Source organism: Pseudomonas vlassakiae, from assembly GCF_014269035.2.
In the GTDB taxonomy this organism is placed as follows: domain Bacteria; phylum Pseudomonadota; class Gammaproteobacteria; order Pseudomonadales; family Pseudomonadaceae; genus Aquipseudomonas; species Aquipseudomonas vlassakiae.
The window spans coordinates 207,639-223,374 of record NZ_JABWRP020000005.1; the positions used below are offsets into that span (position 1 = coordinate 207,639).

General features: G+C 62.0%; 16 protein-coding genes and 1 tRNA gene. 6 read left to right on the forward strand and 11 right to left on the reverse strand.

Annotated features, from left to right (window positions below):
* The first annotated feature begins 28 nt into the window (after positions 1–28).
* Positions 29–739 (forward strand): phosphoribosylaminoimidazolesuccinocarboxamide synthase, encoded by a 711-nt coding sequence (gene purC / locus HU738_RS09050; RefSeq protein ID WP_011535129.1) that lies wholly within the window; start codon positions 29–31, stop codon positions 737–739.
* 91 nt (positions 740–830) lie between these two features.
* Positions 831–920, forward strand: a tRNA-Ser gene (locus HU738_RS09055).
* A 72-nt stretch (positions 921–992) separates the two neighbouring features.
* On the opposite strand, the gene HU738_RS09060 is transcribed toward HU738_RS09055, so the two are convergent.
* Complete coding sequence (locus HU738_RS09060) at positions 993–2,744, reverse strand: hypothetical protein (protein WP_186603454.1); 1,752 nt, start codon at positions 2,742–2,744, stop codon at positions 993–995.
* Between the two features lie 521 nt (positions 2,745–3,265).
* Between HU738_RS09060 and HU738_RS09065 the strand changes: the two genes are divergently transcribed.
* Together HU738_RS09065 and mqo are read left to right on the forward strand one after the other, a co-directional pair.
* Positions 3,266–3,457 carry a DUF4223 family protein gene (locus tag HU738_RS09065; protein ID WP_008097338.1) on the forward strand — a complete coding sequence of 64 codons (192 nt, stop codon included), beginning with the start codon at positions 3,266–3,268 and terminating at the stop codon, positions 3,455–3,457.
* A gap of 338 nt (positions 3,458–3,795) precedes the next feature.
* Positions 3,796–5,433: a malate dehydrogenase (quinone) gene (gene mqo / locus HU738_RS09070; RefSeq protein WP_186603453.1), complete on the forward strand. Its 1,638-nt coding sequence runs from the start codon at positions 3,796–3,798 to the stop codon at positions 5,431–5,433.
* A 51-nt stretch (positions 5,434–5,484) separates the two neighbouring features.
* Here mqo and HU738_RS09075 read toward each other — a convergent pair whose 3' ends face one another.
* The 5 genes from HU738_RS09075 to HU738_RS09095 are packed head-to-tail and all read right to left on the reverse strand — an operon-like array spanning position 5,485 to position 8,164.
* On the reverse strand, positions 5,485–5,928 hold the full coding sequence (locus HU738_RS09075; protein WP_186603452.1) for a hypothetical protein: 444 nt from the start codon (positions 5,926–5,928) through the stop codon (positions 5,485–5,487).
* A 26-nt stretch (positions 5,929–5,954) separates the two neighbouring features.
* Positions 5,955–6,275, reverse strand: a complete 321-nt coding sequence (locus tag HU738_RS09080) for an AzlD domain-containing protein (RefSeq protein ID WP_027918627.1) — start codon at positions 6,273–6,275, stop codon at positions 5,955–5,957.
* Positions 6,254–6,955 (reverse strand): AzlC family ABC transporter permease, encoded by a 702-nt coding sequence (locus HU738_RS09085; RefSeq protein WP_197896267.1) that lies wholly within the window; start codon positions 6,953–6,955, stop codon positions 6,254–6,256. The genes HU738_RS09080 and HU738_RS09085 overlap by 22 nt, the downstream gene beginning before the upstream one ends.
* Positions 6,952–7,434 (reverse strand): GNAT family N-acetyltransferase, encoded by a 483-nt coding sequence (locus tag HU738_RS09090; RefSeq protein WP_176507827.1) that lies wholly within the window; start codon positions 7,432–7,434, stop codon positions 6,952–6,954. Before HU738_RS09090 ends, HU738_RS09085 begins: the two co-directional genes overlap by 4 nt.
* A complete protein-coding gene (locus tag HU738_RS09095) occupies positions 7,418–8,164 on the reverse strand; it encodes a 2OG-Fe dioxygenase family protein (protein ID WP_176507828.1) in 747 nt (248 codons plus the stop codon). The genes HU738_RS09090 and HU738_RS09095 overlap by 17 nt, the downstream gene beginning before the upstream one ends.
* 203 nt (positions 8,165–8,367) lie before the next feature.
* Between HU738_RS09095 and HU738_RS09100 the strand changes: the two genes are divergently transcribed.
* Entirely contained in the window at positions 8,368–9,237 is an 870-nt protein-coding gene (locus HU738_RS09100; protein WP_054883366.1) for a LysR family transcriptional regulator, read from the forward strand.
* 33 nt (positions 9,238–9,270) lie between these two features.
* Here HU738_RS09100 and HU738_RS09105 read toward each other — a convergent pair whose 3' ends face one another.
* Complete coding sequence (locus tag HU738_RS09105; RefSeq protein ID WP_176507829.1) at positions 9,271–9,606, reverse strand: ArsR/SmtB family transcription factor; 336 nt, start codon at positions 9,604–9,606, stop codon at positions 9,271–9,273.
* Between the two features lie 49 nt (positions 9,607–9,655).
* Here HU738_RS09105 and xenA point away from each other — a divergent pair, with 49 nt between their 5' ends.
* Complete coding sequence (xenA, locus tag HU738_RS09110) at positions 9,656–10,747, forward strand: xenobiotic reductase XenA (protein ID WP_186603451.1); 1,092 nt, start codon at positions 9,656–9,658, stop codon at positions 10,745–10,747.
* A gap of 93 nt (positions 10,748–10,840) precedes the next feature.
* On the opposite strand, the gene HU738_RS09115 is transcribed toward xenA, so the two are convergent.
* The 4 genes from HU738_RS09115 to HU738_RS09130 form a co-directional block, all read right to left on the reverse strand.
* The gene (locus tag HU738_RS09115; protein WP_186603450.1) at positions 10,841–12,088 is read right to left on the reverse strand and encodes an NAD(P)/FAD-dependent oxidoreductase; all 1,248 of its coding nucleotides are present in this window, start codon (positions 12,086–12,088) and stop codon (positions 10,841–10,843) included.
* Positions 12,089–12,090: 2 nt separating this feature from the next.
* Complete coding sequence (locus HU738_RS09120; protein WP_186603449.1) at positions 12,091–13,668, reverse strand: aldehyde dehydrogenase (NADP(+)); 1,578 nt, start codon at positions 13,666–13,668, stop codon at positions 12,091–12,093.
* A gap of 147 nt (positions 13,669–13,815) precedes the next feature.
* A complete protein-coding gene (locus HU738_RS09125; protein WP_186603448.1) occupies positions 13,816–14,763 on the reverse strand; it encodes a dihydrodipicolinate synthase family protein in 948 nt (315 codons plus the stop codon).
* Between the two features lie 43 nt (positions 14,764–14,806).
* The gene (locus HU738_RS09130) at positions 14,807–15,733 is read right to left on the reverse strand and encodes a 4-hydroxyproline epimerase (protein WP_186603447.1); all 927 of its coding nucleotides are present in this window, start codon (positions 15,731–15,733) and stop codon (positions 14,807–14,809) included.
* Between the last annotated feature and the right edge of the window lie 3 nt (positions 15,734–15,736).

The window sequence follows — 15,736 nt, forward strand, 5'->3', positions numbered from 1 at the left end:
CCAACACCTCAGCAAGCGGAGCCCAATCATGGAAAAACGCGACGAACTCTACCGCGGCAAGGCCAAATCGGTTTACAAGACCGACGACGCCGACCGCTTGATCCTGCTGTTCCGTAACGACACTTCGGCGTTCGATGGCAAGCGCATCGAGCAGCTCGACCGCAAGGGCATGGTGAACAACAAGTTCAATGCCTTCATCATGCAGAAGCTCGAAGAAGCCGGCGTGCCGACCCAGTTCGACAAACTGCTGGGCGACAACGAGTGCCTGGTGAAGAAGCTGGACATGATCCCGGTCGAGTGCGTGGTGCGCAACTACGCCGCCGGCAGCCTGGTCAAGCGCCTGGGCGTGGAGGAGGGCATCAAGCTGGAGCCGTCTACCTTCGAACTGTTCCTGAAGAACGACGAGAAGGGTGATCCGTTCATCAACGAATCCCACGTTGTCGCTTTCGGCTGGGGCACCGCCGAGCAGCTGGTCGAGATGAAGAAGCTGTCGCTGAAAGTCAACGAAGTGCTGAGCAAGCTGTTCGATGACGCCGGCCTGCTGCTGGTCGACTTCAAGCTGGAATTCGGTGTGTTCCACGGCCAGATCGTCCTGGGCGACGAGTTCAGCCCGGACGGCTGCCGCCTGTGGGACAAGGAAACCCGCAAGAAGATGGACAAGGACCGCTTCCGTCAGGGGCTGGGCGACGTGATCGAGGCCTACGAAGAAGTTGCCAAGCGCCTGGGCGTGCCGCTGTAAGCCGCACGTTCACGCAAGCGTCTGATACCACGCGATTTTTTTGGAAAAAAGATTTGCGTTTCAAGAAAACGCTGGTATGATGCGCGGCATTGGAGAGATGCCGGAGTGGTCGAACGGGACGGATTCGAAATCCGTTGTACTGGCAACAGTACCTAGGGTTCAAATCCCTATCTCTCCGCCATACAAGATGAAGCCCCGCAGATTAACGTCTGCGGGGCTTTTTCGTTTATGGCGGTCTTATCTTCGTTTCAGCTCACCAAGGCGTTGGCTCCAGCGCGCCAACCCCTGTTGGGGTTGTGCTGCCCTCGCCATTACGCAGGAACGGCAGGTGCCAGAAGTCGTTGGGCACGATCTCGTCCCCAGGCTTGACGTTCTCCGGGAAGATGAACTCGAACACGGGTGCCACGTACTGCCCGGCAGTCAGGCCGTTGGCGACGGTCAGCCGGCTGGCGTTCTGCAGGCAGCTATCGACACCCGGTTGCGCAAGGGTGTTGCTGGGGACGCACAGTGAGCGAGCGACCACCCGCAGGGTACGGGTTGGCTGGCTGAGCAGGCCGGTCGGCGCCTTGGATGCACGCAACCGTGCGCGTTGTGGTTGTGGGCCTACGTTTTGCGTGGTGATCCCGCCTGAGGCGCCGGCACAGGTGGGCGCCAGAACGGCGGCAGGGTCGCATTCCCCGGTCATTTCAAACGGCGTGATCCAGCGGTTGCGCTGTACGCCGGTGGTTGGGTCGACATCAATCAGGTAGATGTCCACCGGGGTCTTGACGTCGGTGGTCTCGGCTTCGAGGAAGATGCGGTCCTGGGTTTCCTGGGCTGCACCGTTGACTGCTACCGCAGCCGGGTCTGCAGTGCCGACGCCGAATTCGCCAATGGCCAGATAGCTGGGCTGAGAGCCCGGTTGGGTATAGATACCGAGGTTGGCCTCGATGGTGTGGGCGGAAATGAAGTCCGGCACACCGGCCGTGGTCGATTTGAACAGCGTGCCGGAGTAGGTAATGAAGTCGCCGACTTCAAAGGGTACTTGTTGCGTCGGGTCCGGGTCGGTTGCGGTCCGTGTCGGGTCACTGAAGCGCTTCATGACGAACTGGCTGCAATACAGCTGGCCAGCCTTCGGTGGTGTCAATTCACCGGATGCAGGCAACGCTACGCCAGCCTGGGCAAAGTTGCGGCAGTTGTTGGTCGTGGTTGGCGTGACCACTTTCGGCCGGTTTTTCTGAGGGCACAGCGGGTCATCACCGGTACGCGGCACGCACATCGGGTAACCCGTGGCCGAGTGAATGGTCGGGTTGGCGTCATCCACCGAAAAGCGCGCATCGGGGCTCTGGGCTCGACCGAAACGCCCGTTGGGGTCATTGATCTGCAAGATGGTCGGTTGCGGCGAGTTGCTACTCGTCACTTCTATGTTCCCGGTGGTCTGGTCAATTCTGCTGATATAACCACTGCCGACCTGGGCCGATTGCTGGGAGACAAAGATCAGCCCGGCGATTTGTTTGCCGGCGACGGTATTACCGACAACATGCACTTCAAACGATGGGTAGGTGGCCGGTAGTTGTTTAAGGCCCAATGGGCCGCCGTGGACGAAGTCCGCCCAGGTGAGTGTATTGGCGGGCATCTGGATGACCGAATTGCAGGGCACGGTAATGGTTGTGCCATTGACCACCACCGTACCGCCCAATCGGTCCGGGCTACTGGTATTCGGGCAATTGCTGTTGCTGCTGTCGACGGTCATGTCCTGAATGAAACCGGTGATATCGAAGCCGTGGATGGCCAGCGGGTCGGCAAAGACCGGGTCAGGAAGGGTGGGCGTTGTGAACGGTGATGTCGTGCCCTTGACCGGTTTGTCGGTCCCGCCCTTGGCCCAGGCATCGCCGGGCGAGGCAACAGTCAATGCCAGTGCGGCGACTATTGCACCTGCCAGCAGTGCCGGTTGAGCGAACAGCGTGTTGAGCCGCGCTTGAGCGAGGGCTGCGGCCGAAGTCTTGAGTCCTGCAGATATGCTCATAATGGTCTCCGAAATGCTTCCAGCCACGTTGCAAGCATTCGATCTACCGTCAGAGGGCTCGTGTTGCACGAGTGCCTGTGCAATAACTACGGAGCGATACGGATATCGAATAAACGGCTCGACCAGGGTATTGCCCATCGGTCTCGAGCGGCGATGAACTGGCCGGTTCCGGACATGTTCGCCAGAGAGTTCCTTGAGCCATATCGGTCAAAGCACGTGTTGTGCCAGTGCCGGTTTGCAACAGCGAACCCCGAAAAAACTATTACTAATTGTAAAAATTTTATTGGCATTGCACTGGGGCGTGATATGGACTGCCCACCTTTGGGTGGGATATCGCCGTTATTGGGGAAATGGCGTTTTCTATTTGGGGTAAAACGGATTGACTGTCGATAGAAGTGATTTGCCCGGACAAGGCCCCTGTTGTCGATGGCTAATTGCGACTTGGATCCAATGCCTGGGTTCTGTATCATCCCGCCGCCATCAGAAAGATGGTCGAAGATGAAGCATTTAAAGGACTTAGTATGAAAAAGCTGTTCAAGGCCACTGTCGCCGTTGCTGTCGTATCCGGCGTTGCCCTGCTGTCGGGCTGCACTGGCCAAGTCTACAACCAGCAGAAAAACTGCTCGTACGACTACCTGTTCCACCCTTCGGTTTCCATCTCCAAGGTCATTGGTGGCTGCGGCCCTATCGATAAACTGCCTCAGCCGCAGTAAGCCTGGCGATCCCCAGATCTCGCCCCTGGTGGCCTGATCCGATGCCCCCGGTCATGCAGATGGCCGGGGGTTTTTGTTGCCCGAACGCTTTTGCGCTGGGCGACATTCACTGAGACAACCCGTCGCGTTGACCCCCCAGCGGCAATTTGTTTGTGCTGGCATTTCGGTTACAATCGGCGAAACGATTCAGCCTGGTCGGTCAATTCGACAAAAGCCTGAGTCGTTTTCTGGTTCTCTGGCTGCTGAACAATCATTAACAACAAGCCTGCGCTGAAGAACAAGGAACACTTTGGGCCAGCCACAGGTCCACCCTCCGTTCTACTGACTGGAATTGATCAATGTTCAAGAAAGCTGGCAAGACCTTGCTGGGTCTGGCTGTCGCTGCGAGCTTCATGCAAGCGCACGCCGCAGAAACCAAGAAAGTCGATGTGCTGCTGGTCGGCGGCGGCATCATGAGCTCTACCCTGGCCGTGTGGCTGCACGAGCTGGAGCCGAGCTGGTCGATGGAAATGGTCGAGCGCCTGGACGGCGTCGCCGAAGAAAGCTCCAACGGCTGGAACAACGCCGGTACTGGCCACTCCGCGCTGGCCGAGCTGAACTACACCCCGGAAGACAAAGACGGCAACGTCAACATCGCCAAGGCCATCGAAATCAACGAAGCCTTCCAGATCTCCCGCCAGTTCTGGTCTTGGCAGGTTCGCCAGGGCGTGCTGAAGAACCCGCACTCGTTCATCAACACCACCCCGCACATGAGCTTCGTCTGGGGTGATGACAACATCAAGTTCCTCAAGAAGCGTTACGACGCGCTGCAGGCCAGCCCGCTGTTCCGCCCGATGCAGTACTCCGAGGACCACGCACAGATCGCCAAGTGGGTCCCGCTGATGATGGAAGGCCGTGACCCGAACCAGAAGCTGGCGGTCACCTGGACGCCAATCGGCACCGACGTCAACTTCGGCGAAATCACCCGCCAGTTCGTTGGCCACCTGCAGACCCAGAAAGGCTTCGAGCTGAAGCTGTCCAGCGAAGTGCAGGACATCACCCGCAACGAAGACGGCTCCTGGCACGTCGAGTACAAGAACCTCAAGGACGGTACCGAATCGGCCACCGACGCCAAGTTCCTGTTCATCGGTGCTGGCGGCGGCGCACTGAAGCTGCTGCAGAAGTCGGGTATTCCAGAAGCCAAGGAGTACGCAGGCTTCCCGGTGGGCGGTTCGTTCCTGGTGACCGAGAACCCGACCGTGGCCATGCAGCACATGGCCAAGGCCTACGGCATTGCCTCGACCGGCGCGCCACCCATGTCGGTACCGCACCTGGACACCCGCGTGCTGGATGGCAAGCGCGTGATCCTGTTTGGCCCATTCGCCACCTTCTCGACCAAGTTCCTGAAGAACGGCTCGTACCTGGACCTGCTGAGCAGCACCACCACCCACAACGTGTGGCCGATGACCAAGGTCGGTATCGACCAGTACCCGTTGGTCGAGTACCTCGCTGGCCAGCTGATGCTGTCGGATGACGACCGTTTCGAAGCGCTGCGCACCTACTTCCCGAATGCCAGGAAGGAAGACTGGAAACTGTGGCAGGCCGGTCAGCGCGTGCAGATCATCAAGCGTGACGAAGAGAAGGGCGGCGTGCTGAAGCTGGGTACCGAAGTGGTGGCTTCCCAGGACCGCACCATTGCCGGCCTGCTGGGCGCCTCGCCAGGTGCTTCGACTGCTGCGCCAATCATGCTGAACGTGCTGGAAACCGTGTTCAAGGAAAAGGTCGCTACCCCAGAGTGGCAGGCCAAGATCAAGCAGATCGTGCCGAGCTACGGTACCAAGCTGAACGATTCGGCAGCGGCTACCCAGAAAGAGTGGAACTACACCGCTGAAGTGCTGCAACTGGAGAAGCCACCAGTGATCGACGAGAGCGTCGGCACCAGCGTTGCGCCGAGCCAACCGGTTGAAAGCAAGCCAGCAAACGACATGGCGCTCTGATCGGGCGGCGATGTGGGTTCGCGAAAGCCACGGGTGACCCCGTGGCTTTTTTTATGGGCGTTTCGGCAGGTCGCTGTCGACGACGAGGTCCTGCAGCACCTCGGTCAGGTTGAGGTCGATGGCCAACGCCAGGAAACTCACATCACCTTCGTCACTGACGGGAAAGACCTTCGCCTCGGTGGCAGCCCTGAGTACCACCTGATCGCCGTGCATGACGTGTATTTGCGAGCCGTCGGCCAGCTCCAGATCCAAGCTTCCCGAGGTGGCGAAAAGCAGCAGGTCGGTGCAGGGGCTCAAGTGCGCGGCCGCATGCAGATGGCGATATTCCGCAATCCAGCCATCGCGCAGGAACGTCTTGCCCAAGGCGTAAGCCAGTGAGCATTCCAGCGACAGGTCAGCCATTTCCTCGATCACCTGGTCACGAGGAACCTTGGGCATCAGGCGGGAAAACTCACTCAGGTTGGTCAGCGTGACTTTCCGGCGTGCAAGGCTCATAACCGCTTCCTTTTCAGAACCGCACCTCACGCCAGCAGCGTGATTGCCACATGCCCGGCGACACCGGCACACACGCTGTAGATCAGGCTACGTGACCAGTAGGCGACGATGACCACCGGGATCGCTGCCAGCAGGTCGGCATTCAGGCCCAGCAATGAGCCATCCTTGGCCACCAGCAGGGCGGGTACGGTGATGCTGGCGATGATTGCCACCGGCAAGTATTCAATGACGTCATTGAACAGCTTGGGAGATTTCTCCATCTTCAGCAGAAAAGGTGTCGCACGGGTGAGATAGGTGATGGCAGCCATCAGCATCACCGCTGCGATCAGGTAGTTCTTTTCAGGCATAACCCTGCTCCACAGCCTACGGCGGTTGCGATGAATACGTTCAAGGGCGACGGTGCGTACAGGTTCAACAGGCAGGTGGTGACGATCACCACCAGGGCGATGAGCGCTTTGGTGAAGTTGCTGCACAGCGATATCAGCACGAAGATCATCATTGCCGTCAGGGCATAGTCCAGCTTGAACTGGGAGAACCGGTTCAATGCATCCGAGGCCACCGCACCAAACACCGCGCCGGCGATCCAGCTGGCATGGCAGTAGGTATTGAACTGCAACAGATAGCCCGGCGAGGTCGGCCTGCCGTTTTCCAGGCGCTGGCTATGAAAGGCAAAGGACTCATCGGTCAGGCCAAAAGCGTACAGCAGCTTCTGTGGCTTGCTGATCGGCAGTTGTGCGCTGCGTTTGGACATGTACATCGCCATCAGCATGTGCCGCGAATTGATCAGCAAGGTCGACAAGGCAATGGTGACCAGCGGCGCGCTGGTGGTCATCAGGGCCAGTGCGGCGAACTGCGCCGCCCCGGCATAGACGAACAGGCACATGGCGGCCGGCAGCCACAAGGGCAGGCCGGCATTGATGCACATGACACCAAACACGAAGCTGACGACGAAATAGCCGGTAATGATCGGCAGGGCGTCGACCAGGCTTTCTTTGCGCGTGGCGGATAGCAGCACCGACGAGGTCACAGGTCGACCTCGCAGGTGATTTCACCACGTGTCTGCAGGAAGCCTTGTTTCTGCCAGAAGCTCAGTGCCTGGGTGTTGTCATGCTCAACGAACAGGAACACCCGGCGAATGCCGTGCTGGCGGAAATCACTGAGAATCGAGTTGGCCAATGAAGTGCCGATCCTGCTCTGGCGATAGTCCGGCTCCACGGCCATGTGATTGATGGTGCCTCGTGTGCCCATCAGTCCCCCCGCGACCGCGCCGACGATGGCCCCGGTCTGGTTCTCGGCCACGTAGCAATAGGTGTGCTCGGTGCCGAGCAAACCTTTGAGCAGCCCTTCGTCCTGCCAGTCGCAGAATGAGGTCTCTTCGAAGCGGCGGAAGAAGTCGACGATCTTGCGCGCATGGAAGGGCGTGGCTTTCTTGATGCTCAGGCCATTGATGTGTTCGGCCGGGAACAGTTTTGGCGCCGTGCCGATGCAATTAGTCGATAATGTCATGCTCGCTACCCGGTCGAGAGAAGGAAATGGCAATGATCTGCCGGTAGCCCATTTCGGAATTGCTCGGGTTGATGGCCGGCGTTACATAGTGCTGAAGTTCGCGGTCGAGGAAATAAGTGGTGTCGAGAATATTCAGGTAGGTGCCGGAATCGATAACATTGGACTGTTTATCGTAAATCTTGCTGGTAGCACCTTCGACATTATGACGGCCCCAGAAGTGCACGCCGCTGAACGGGTAACCGTCACAGTGAATACCTTCAGGGGTGATTTCAATCTGCGCCCCGGGTTTGATCTCGATACGGATCTGGTGCACCTGGCACTGCCAGTTGACGGTATGCAGTTCTTCCGGCAAGACGGCCTTGTACACGTCGAAATCCAGCCGAATCAGCGCCCGCAGGATCGGTGAGTTGAATACATCGGCGCCGATGTCATCGAAATGACGCGCCATGCCGCCGACGTAGGCGTTGTGGGCCTCGGATTGTTCGTAGGCGCGGTGGCTGAGTTGGTTCAGTTCGCCGGTGACCGGGTTGAAGTCGAAATCACTGTAACGGCGGTAGCGGGTGCCCTTGTCCGCCTGACCGTAATAACGGTCGACGCCCATGGTTTCCCAACTTTTGGAAAACTCGACGAACTCCTTGAAGCCGCCGGTCAAGGCATAATCGCTGCCCATGACATTGACCGTCTTGTTTTGTCGCAGGGCAGTTTCGATGTTTCTGTTCAGTGTCAGCATGGCCATCTCTTCTTATTCAAAAGCTGGCAAAAATCTAACAGTTGCTTTGCGCGGTGAAACTTCACATTTTTTTCAGGTGCCTCAACCGTTGCTTGCTACCCGGGCCGCGTGCACCCTAAGCGGGCAGACAGTGCAAGGCCTTGTGCGTTATCCTCTTGGCCTTTGTTGCCGGACTGCGTCAACAAATCGGGGAGGGAGATTGAATGGACATCAAGGTGCTCAAGAACATCGTGAACGTGGCCCGAACGGGGTCGATCACCGATGCGGCCGAACAGGTTCACGTTACGGTCCAGGCCTTGGCCGCTCAGTTGAAAAAGCTCGAGGATCATTGCGGCTTCAAGTTGTTCGACCGCACCAACAAAGGGGTATCGCTGACCCAGGAGGGCGTGGGTATCCTGCCGCACGTGCTGGAAATCGTCCGCTCTTCCGAGCGCATGCAACTGAAGATCAATCAGTTGCGCCAGAGCCGCAACCAGCGGCTGCCGCTACGCGTGGCCTTGAACAGCACCTTGTCCATGGAAATCAACCAACAGATCATGGGCGGGGTGGTCAGCAAGCTTGCAGGCTACAACCCGATCTTCAGTTGCTCGGAATCGCCCGACAACCTGACCAAGCTGGCCAAGGACGAAGCGGACATGGTGGTGGTGCTGGGCGACAGTGTGCCTGAGAACTACCATTCGCTGCCGCTCAAGGGGTTGCGTATCGAAGTCGTCGCCTCGTCATCCAGCAATGACCGTGCACCCGCCTGCGCGGTGATCAAGCCGTTGCCCGAGTGCCCTTATTCCTCGATCTTTTCCCGCTTCGCCGAGCGCCGGCCCGGCATGCTGGACGCCGCCACCGTGTTCCATTCCGGCAGCGAGATCGTCAGTGTTTCCATGATCAAGAGCTTTGGCGGCGTCGGCGTGCTGTCGCGTGCCGTCGCCGAAGCCAATGACCTGTTCATCTGGCCTGGCTTCTCTGATTTTCTCGATGTGTACCTGGTCATGAAAGAGCCGTGGATCATCGAAGAAGAGTTCCCGCTGTTCTGTGCGGCACCCACCCCCATACGCAGCTTTGACGCCATCAGCGCCTGACCTTGCCGGCGTGCCGGGGCGGCACGGTAGCGATCAGACCTGACGCAGAATGCAGTCCAGCAAGCCGGGAAAACGCACGGCCAGCATCTCGCTGCGCAACGAATTCATGTGGGTGGTCCCGACGTTGCGGGTATGCACCAACCCCGCATCACGCAACACGCGAAAGTGGTGCGACATGCTCGACTTCGGCCGCCCGCCATCGAGTTCGCCACAGCTGGCCTCAGCCACGCCGGCCAGATGGCGGACGATGCCCAGGCGCACCGGGTCGCTCAGTGCATAGAGCACACGCTCGAGAGTCAGGTCTTCGGAATTGGGGTGTTGGTAGGCTCGCATGGCCGACATGATAACGGGGGTTTCATTAATTGCCATAGTTCGATTATGATCGAACTATCGTATTCAGACGACCCGGAGTTTGCCCATGTCTGCCCTGTTCCAACCCTACACCCTGAAAGATGTCACTTTGCGCAACCGCATCGCCATCCCGCCGATGTGCCAGTACATGGCTGAGGACGGCATGATCAACGACTGGCACCACGTGCACCTGGCCGGCCTGGCCCGTGGCGGTGCAGGCCTGCTGGTGGTGGAGGCCACCGCCGTGGCACCGGAAGGGCGCATCACCCCCGGTTGCGCCGGGATCTGGAGCGACGCCCACGCCCAGGCCTTCGTGCCGGTGGTGCAGGCGATCAAGGCGGCAGGCTCGGTGCCGGGTATCCAGATTGCCCACGCCGGGCGCAAGGCCAGCGCCAACCGCCCGTGGGAAGGCGATGACCACATTGCTGCCGACGATGCCCGTGGCTGGGACACTATCGCCCCGTCGGCCATCGCCTTTGGTGCGCACCTGCCGAAAGTCCCGCGCGAAATGACCCTGGACGACATTGCCCGGGTCAAACAGGATTTCGTCGACGCTGCGCGCCGTGCCCGCGACGCCGGCTTCGAGTGGATCGAGCTGCACTTCGCCCACGGCTATCTGGGGCAGAGCTTCTTCTCCGAGCATTCCAACCAGCGCACCGATGCCTACGGTGGCAGCTTCGAAAACCGCAGTCGCTTTCTGCTGGAAACCCTGGCAGCGGTGCGTGAGGTATGGCCGGAGAACCTGCCACTGACCGCTCGCTTTGGTGTGCTGGAGTATGACGGCCGCGATGAGCAGACCCTGGAAGAGTCGATCGAACTGGCGCGCCGGTTCAAGGCTGGCGGGCTGGACCTGCTGAGCGTCAGCGTCGGCTTCACCATTCCCGACACCAACATTCCGTGGGGTCCGGCATTCATGGGGCCGATTGCCGAACGTGTGCGTCGCGAGGCGGGCTTGCCAGTGACCTCGGCGTGGGGCTTTGGCACGCCGCAACTGGCTGAAGAGGCGGTGCAGGCCAACCAGCTCGACCTGGTGTCGGTGGGGCGTGCACACCTGGCCGATCCGCACTGGGCTTACTTTGCGGCGAAGGAACTGGGTGTGGACAAGGCCTCCTGGACCTTGCCGGCACCGTATGCCCACTGGCTCGAGCGTTATCGCTGAGTGCTTGACGGGGCTGCTCTGCAGCCCTTCAAACCAAGGCTCAAGGCCTGTGACGACCCTGTGCGGGCGTGCCCGCGCAGCGGCCGGTACAGGCTAGAACCGATCCAACCGGTAAGCCGCTGTCTCTGGCCCGGCCGATTGCGCCGCCAACCGCCCCACCCATTCCGCCGTCACCGCCGCCTGGGTCAGCCCCAGATGCTGATGGCCGAAGGCGAGCAGCACCCGCCCGTCACACACGCGGTCGATCACCGGCAACGAGTCCGGCAACGATGGCCTGAAGCCCATCCACGGCGTCGCCCCTTCCGTGCTCAAGTCCCGTTGAAACAACCCCTTGCTCAGCCGGTGCAACTGCCACGCCCGCTGCATGCTGGGCGGCGCATCGAGCCCGGCGAACTCCACCGTGCCAGCCAGGCGCAGCCCCTCAGCCATGGGCGTCATGATGAACTTGCGCTCCAGCGACGTGACCGCGAACGGCAGGCGCTGCTGTTCTTGCGGCAGCATCAGGTGATAGCCGCGCTCGGTATCCAGCGGTACGCGTTTGCCGGTCAGCGCCACCGTCAATGGCGCTGAATGGGCGCCGCAGCTGAGCAGGACCTGGCGCGCCTTGAACGTCCCCCGGTCACTGGCCAGGTTGACCCCGTCGCTGTGCAGTTGACCGCCCGTAACCCGTGCCTGCACGAAGCGCACGCCGTTGGCCTTGGCGACCTCGAACAGTGCGCAGACCACCCGGTACGGGTCGATGAAGTGCCCGGTACGCGGGAAGAACAGCCCGCCGAGCAGCGATGGGTTCAATTGCGGCGCGGCCTCGCGCAGGTGATCGGCCGACCACAGGTCCACCTGCACGTCCTGCTGCTGCATGCGTGCGCGCAGGGCCTGCAGCGCGACACGCGACTCGGGCCGCTCGAACACCAGCAGCGAGCCGTCCTCCTTGAACAACTCGCTACGCCCGATCGAGCCCAGCAAACGCTGCCAGGCTCCCAGGCTACCTTCGTTGAGTGCGCGGATGCCGGCCACGCTGCGCTGGAACGGCGCCGGGCGCAGGTTCAGCAGCAGGCGGGCGAACCATGGCATGGCCTTGGGCAGGTACTTCCAGTCCAGGCGCAGCGGGCCCATCGGGTCGAGCAGCATGCGCGGCAGGCGCTTGAGGATCGACAGGTCGGCGATCGGGAACACCTGCTCGGTGGCCAGATGCCCGGCGTTGCCGTAGGAGGCACCGTGGCCCGGCGCCTGATGATCGAGCAGCAGCACCCGACGGCCCTGGCGGGCCAGTTGCAGCGCGCAGGCGACGCCGACAATGCCGGCACCCACCACGGCGATATCGTTTTCGGGGGTATCGACCATGCTCAAGCTTCCCGTTTGCCGTCGAGCAAACGCTGCAATTGCAGCGGGTTGCCGTGCTTGAGCGCCTGCGGCAGCAGGGCATCGGGGAAGTCCTGGTAGCACACCGGGCGCAGGAAACGCAGGATCGCTGCGGTGCCGACCGAGGTGGTACGGGCATCTGAGGTGGCAGGGAACGGCCCGCCGTGAACCATCGCGTCGCACACCTCGACACCGGTCGGCCAGCCGTTGACCAGGATGCGCCCGGCCTTGCGCTCCAAGGTCGGCAGCAGGGCGCGGGCACTGTCGAGGTCGGCATCGTCCAGATGCAGCGTGGCGGTCAGCTGGCCTTCAAGCTGTTCGGCCACCTGGCGCACCTGCGCGTCACTGGTGCAGGCCACTACCAGCGAAGCGGCGCCGAACACTTCGGCCTGCAATGCCGGGTCGCCGAGAAACGCTTCGGCCTGGGTCACGAACAGCTGCGCCTGGCACTGGTTCGGCCCTTGTTGCGTCAGGCCGCTGGCGGCACGCCTGGCGTTGACGTTGCTGGCCAGGGCGTCGACACCCGCGGCGTATGCCCTGGAAATGCCTGGGGTGAGCATGGTCTGCGCGGCGGCCTGGCGAACCTGCGCGCTGGCCGCCTCGATGAAGCGCTGCAGCGCCGCCCCCTGGCGGGCGATCACCAGCCCAGGGTTGGTGCAGAACTGCCCGGCGCCTTGGGTCAGCGAGGCAACGAAGCCTTGCGCCAGTGCGTCGCCGCGGGCTTGCAACGCGGCATCGAAAAGAAATACCGGGTTGATCGAACTCATCTCGGCGTACACCGGAATCGGCTCCGGGCGGGCTTGGGCTGCCTTGCACAGGGCTGTGCCACCGCTGCGCGACCCGGTGAAGCCGACCGCCTTGATGTGCGGGTCGCTGACCAGGGCGATACCGACGTCATGACCGGCGCCATACAGCAACGAGAACACCCCTTCAGGCAGGCCGCAGTGCTTGACGGCACGGGCCACGGCCTGGCCGACCAGTTCGCTGGTGCCGGGGTGCGCGGCGTGGGCCTTGACCACCACCGGGCAGCCGGCGGCCAAGGCCGATGCGGTGTCGCCACCCGCTACCGAGAAGGCCAAGGGGAAGTTGCTGGCGCCAAACACCGCCACCGGGCCCAGCGCCACCTGGCGTTGGCGCAGGTCGGCGCGTGGCAGCGGTTGGCGTTCGGGCAGGGCGTTGTCGACCCGCACATCGAGCCATTCGCCGCTGCGGACCACTCGGGCGAAGGTGCGCAGTTGCGTGCAAGTGCGGCCACGCTCGCCCTGGATGCGCGCCTTGGGCAGGCCGCTTTCGGCCACGGCGCGATCGATCAGGGCATCGCCAATGGCTTCGATTTCACTGGCGATGGTTTCAAGAAAATGTGCGCGTTGTTCCAGCGAGGTTTCGCGGTAGACATCGAACGCCGCCCAGGCCAGTGCGCAGGCCTGGGCCACGTGTTCGCCGGTGCCGCCGGCGTAGGCGGGCTCGAGGGGCTGGTTGGTCGCCGGGTCGATGGCGCGGATCGCGTCGCCGCTGCCGGGCACGGCAGACTGGCCGATCAGCAGGTTGCCTGTCAGGGTCATGGGGCCTCCTTCGGAATCAGATTCTGGATCGGGGGGCGCTTTGCGCCCCTTTCGCGACACAAGGCCGCTCCCACAAAAGACCTGTGTACGCCGTTCAATGTGGGAGCGGCCTTGTGTCGCGAAAGGGCTGCGCAGCAGCCCCAGGGATCAGGCCAGGTTCTGCTCGGCCGACCAGCTGGCGTACCAGTTGCGGAACAGCGCGTACTGCTGTTCGGCATAGTTGCGCTGGGCATCGGTGAGCACGTCGGTTTCGTTGAAATGCAGGCTGTACTCGGTGTCGCCGTTGAGCACCATCAGGTGCTTGTAGTACAGCACCAGGTCGCAGCCTTCATCGAACGACGACAGCACTGCCAGCGCCGCTTCCAGTTCACGCGCCAGGCGGCGGGCCTTGGCGTCGCCTTTGGCGGCCTGCTTGCTCAGGCTCACCAGCTGCAGCACTTCACGCGGCAGGGCGTTGCCGATGCCGGTGATGGCACCGGTGGCGGCGCAGTTGACGAAGCCATGCACGACCTGGGTATCGACACCGACCATCAGGGTCACATCGTCATCCTTCGAGGTGATGTGCTCGGCGGCGTAGCGCAGGTCGGCGCCGCCGCCGAACTCCTTGAAACCAATCAGGTTGGGGAATTCGCGGCGCAGTTCGAAGAACAGGTCGGCGCGGGTGGCGAAGCCGTAGTAGGGGCTGTTGTAGATCACCGCCGGCAGCTTCGGCGCCGCAGCGAGAATGGCCGAGAAGTGGTGTTTCTGGGCGATCAGCGAAGCACCGCGGCTGAGCACGCGAGGGATCACCATCAGGCCGGCGGCACCGACCTTGGCCGCGTGGGCCGCGTGGGACACGGCCTCGCGCGTGTTGACCGCACCGGTGCCGACGATGGTCGGAATGCCGGCGGCCACCAGGCGGGCCACGCCTTCCTGGCGCTCGGCTTCGGTCAGCAGTGGCCAGTCACCCATCGAGCCGCAATACACCACGGCGCTCATGCCCGCCTCGATCAGCTCCCGGCCCTTGCGCACCAGGGCGTCGAAGTCCGGCTTGCGCTCGGCGGTGCACGGGGTCATCAGGGCAGGCATGGTGCCGGTGAAGATGTTGTCAGTCATTGTTGTCACTCCTGGCGATATTCGGTTGTTTTGAAAAGCCGGGTCAGATGCCCCAGGCGAATGGATCCTGTTCGTCGATCAGCAGGGTGCTGTCGGCGGTCATGTAGGCGCGGCCGGTGATGAACGGGCGAATGCGTTCGCCGTCGCGCTCGAAGCGGCCGTGGAACTGGCTACCGGTGATGCTGGCCTGGACCCAGGTCTGGCCTGCTTCGAGCTTGCCGTCGGCGGCCAGGCACGCCAGCTTGGCGCTGGTGCCGGTGCCGCAAGGGGAGCGGTCGTAGGCCTTGCCGGGGCACATGACGAAGTTGCGGCTGTCGGCATTGGCGTCGTCGGCGAACAGCTCGACATGGTCGATCAGCGCGCCGTTTTCGCCGGTGATGCCTTGGGCCTCGAGGGCCTTGAGCATGGCCCAGGTGTACTCCGTGAGGGCGTCGCGATTGTCCAGTTCGATGCGCTGGCCGTGCTCGGACACCAGGAAGAACCAGTTGCCGCCCCAGGCGATATCGCCGCGCACCACGCCATGCCCAGGTACATCCACCGCCACCTGCTGGCGGTAGCGATAGGACGGCACGTTGCCGACGGTGACGGCGCCATCGGCGTGCAGGGTGGCGCTGACCTGGCCGACCGGGGTGTCGATCTTGTGCTCGCCGGGTTCGATCAGGCCCAGGTGCTGCAGCGAGGCGACCAGGCCGATGGTGCCGTGGCCACACATGCTCAGGTAGCCGGCGTTGTTGAAGAAAATCACCCCGCAGGTGGCATCAGCCGACACCGGTGGGCAATACAGCGCGCCGACCAGCACATCGTTGCCGCGTGGCTCCAGCAGGCAGGCACGGCGCCATTGATCGTGCAGCTCGCGCAGTTCGTCGCGCTGCTCGGCCATGCTGCGCCCCTGCAGCTGCGGGAAGCCTTTCATCACCAGGCGGGTCGGTTCGCCGCCGGTATGCGAGTCGATGACGTGGATCTGTTTCATGGG

What these genes read in the sequence shown, in the direction of transcription:
- purC (WP_011535129.1), top strand. Translation starts at nt 29, where the DNA reads ATGGAAAAACGCGACGAACTCTACCGCGGCAAGGCCAAATCGGTTTAC.
- HU738_RS09060 (WP_186603454.1), bottom strand. Translation starts at nt 2,744, where the DNA reads ATGAGCATATCTGCAGGACTCAAGACTTCGGCCGCAGCCCTCGCTCAA.
- HU738_RS09065 (WP_008097338.1), top strand. Translation starts at nt 3,266, where the DNA reads ATGAAAAAGCTGTTCAAGGCCACTGTCGCCGTTGCTGTCGTATCCGGC.
- mqo (WP_186603453.1), top strand. Translation starts at nt 3,796, where the DNA reads ATGTTCAAGAAAGCTGGCAAGACCTTGCTGGGTCTGGCTGTCGCTGCG.
- HU738_RS09075 (WP_186603452.1), bottom strand. Translation starts at nt 5,928, where the DNA reads ATGAGCCTTGCACGCCGGAAAGTCACGCTGACCAACCTGAGTGAGTTT.
- HU738_RS09080 (WP_027918627.1), bottom strand. Translation starts at nt 6,275, where the DNA reads ATGCCTGAAAAGAACTACCTGATCGCAGCGGTGATGCTGATGGCTGCC.
- HU738_RS09090 (WP_176507827.1), bottom strand. Translation starts at nt 7,434, where the DNA reads ATGACATTATCGACTAATTGCATCGGCACGGCGCCAAAACTGTTCCCG.
- HU738_RS09095 (WP_176507828.1), bottom strand. Translation starts at nt 8,164, where the DNA reads ATGCTGACACTGAACAGAAACATCGAAACTGCCCTGCGACAAAACAAG.
- HU738_RS09100 (WP_054883366.1), top strand. Translation starts at nt 8,368, where the DNA reads ATGGACATCAAGGTGCTCAAGAACATCGTGAACGTGGCCCGAACGGGG.
- HU738_RS09105 (WP_176507829.1), bottom strand. Translation starts at nt 9,606, where the DNA reads ATGGCAATTAATGAAACCCCCGTTATCATGTCGGCCATGCGAGCCTAC.
- xenA (WP_186603451.1), top strand. Translation starts at nt 9,656, where the DNA reads ATGTCTGCCCTGTTCCAACCCTACACCCTGAAAGATGTCACTTTGCGC.
- HU738_RS09115 (WP_186603450.1), bottom strand. Translation starts at nt 12,088, where the DNA reads ATGGTCGATACCCCCGAAAACGATATCGCCGTGGTGGGTGCCGGCATT.
- HU738_RS09120 (WP_186603449.1), bottom strand. Translation starts at nt 13,668, where the DNA reads ATGACCCTGACAGGCAACCTGCTGATCGGCCAGTCTGCCGTGCCCGGC.
- HU738_RS09125 (WP_186603448.1), bottom strand. Translation starts at nt 14,763, where the DNA reads ATGACTGACAACATCTTCACCGGCACCATGCCTGCCCTGATGACCCCG.
- HU738_RS09130 (WP_186603447.1), bottom strand. Translation starts at nt 15,733, where the DNA reads ATGAAACAGATCCACGTCATCGACTCGCATACCGGCGGCGAACCGACC.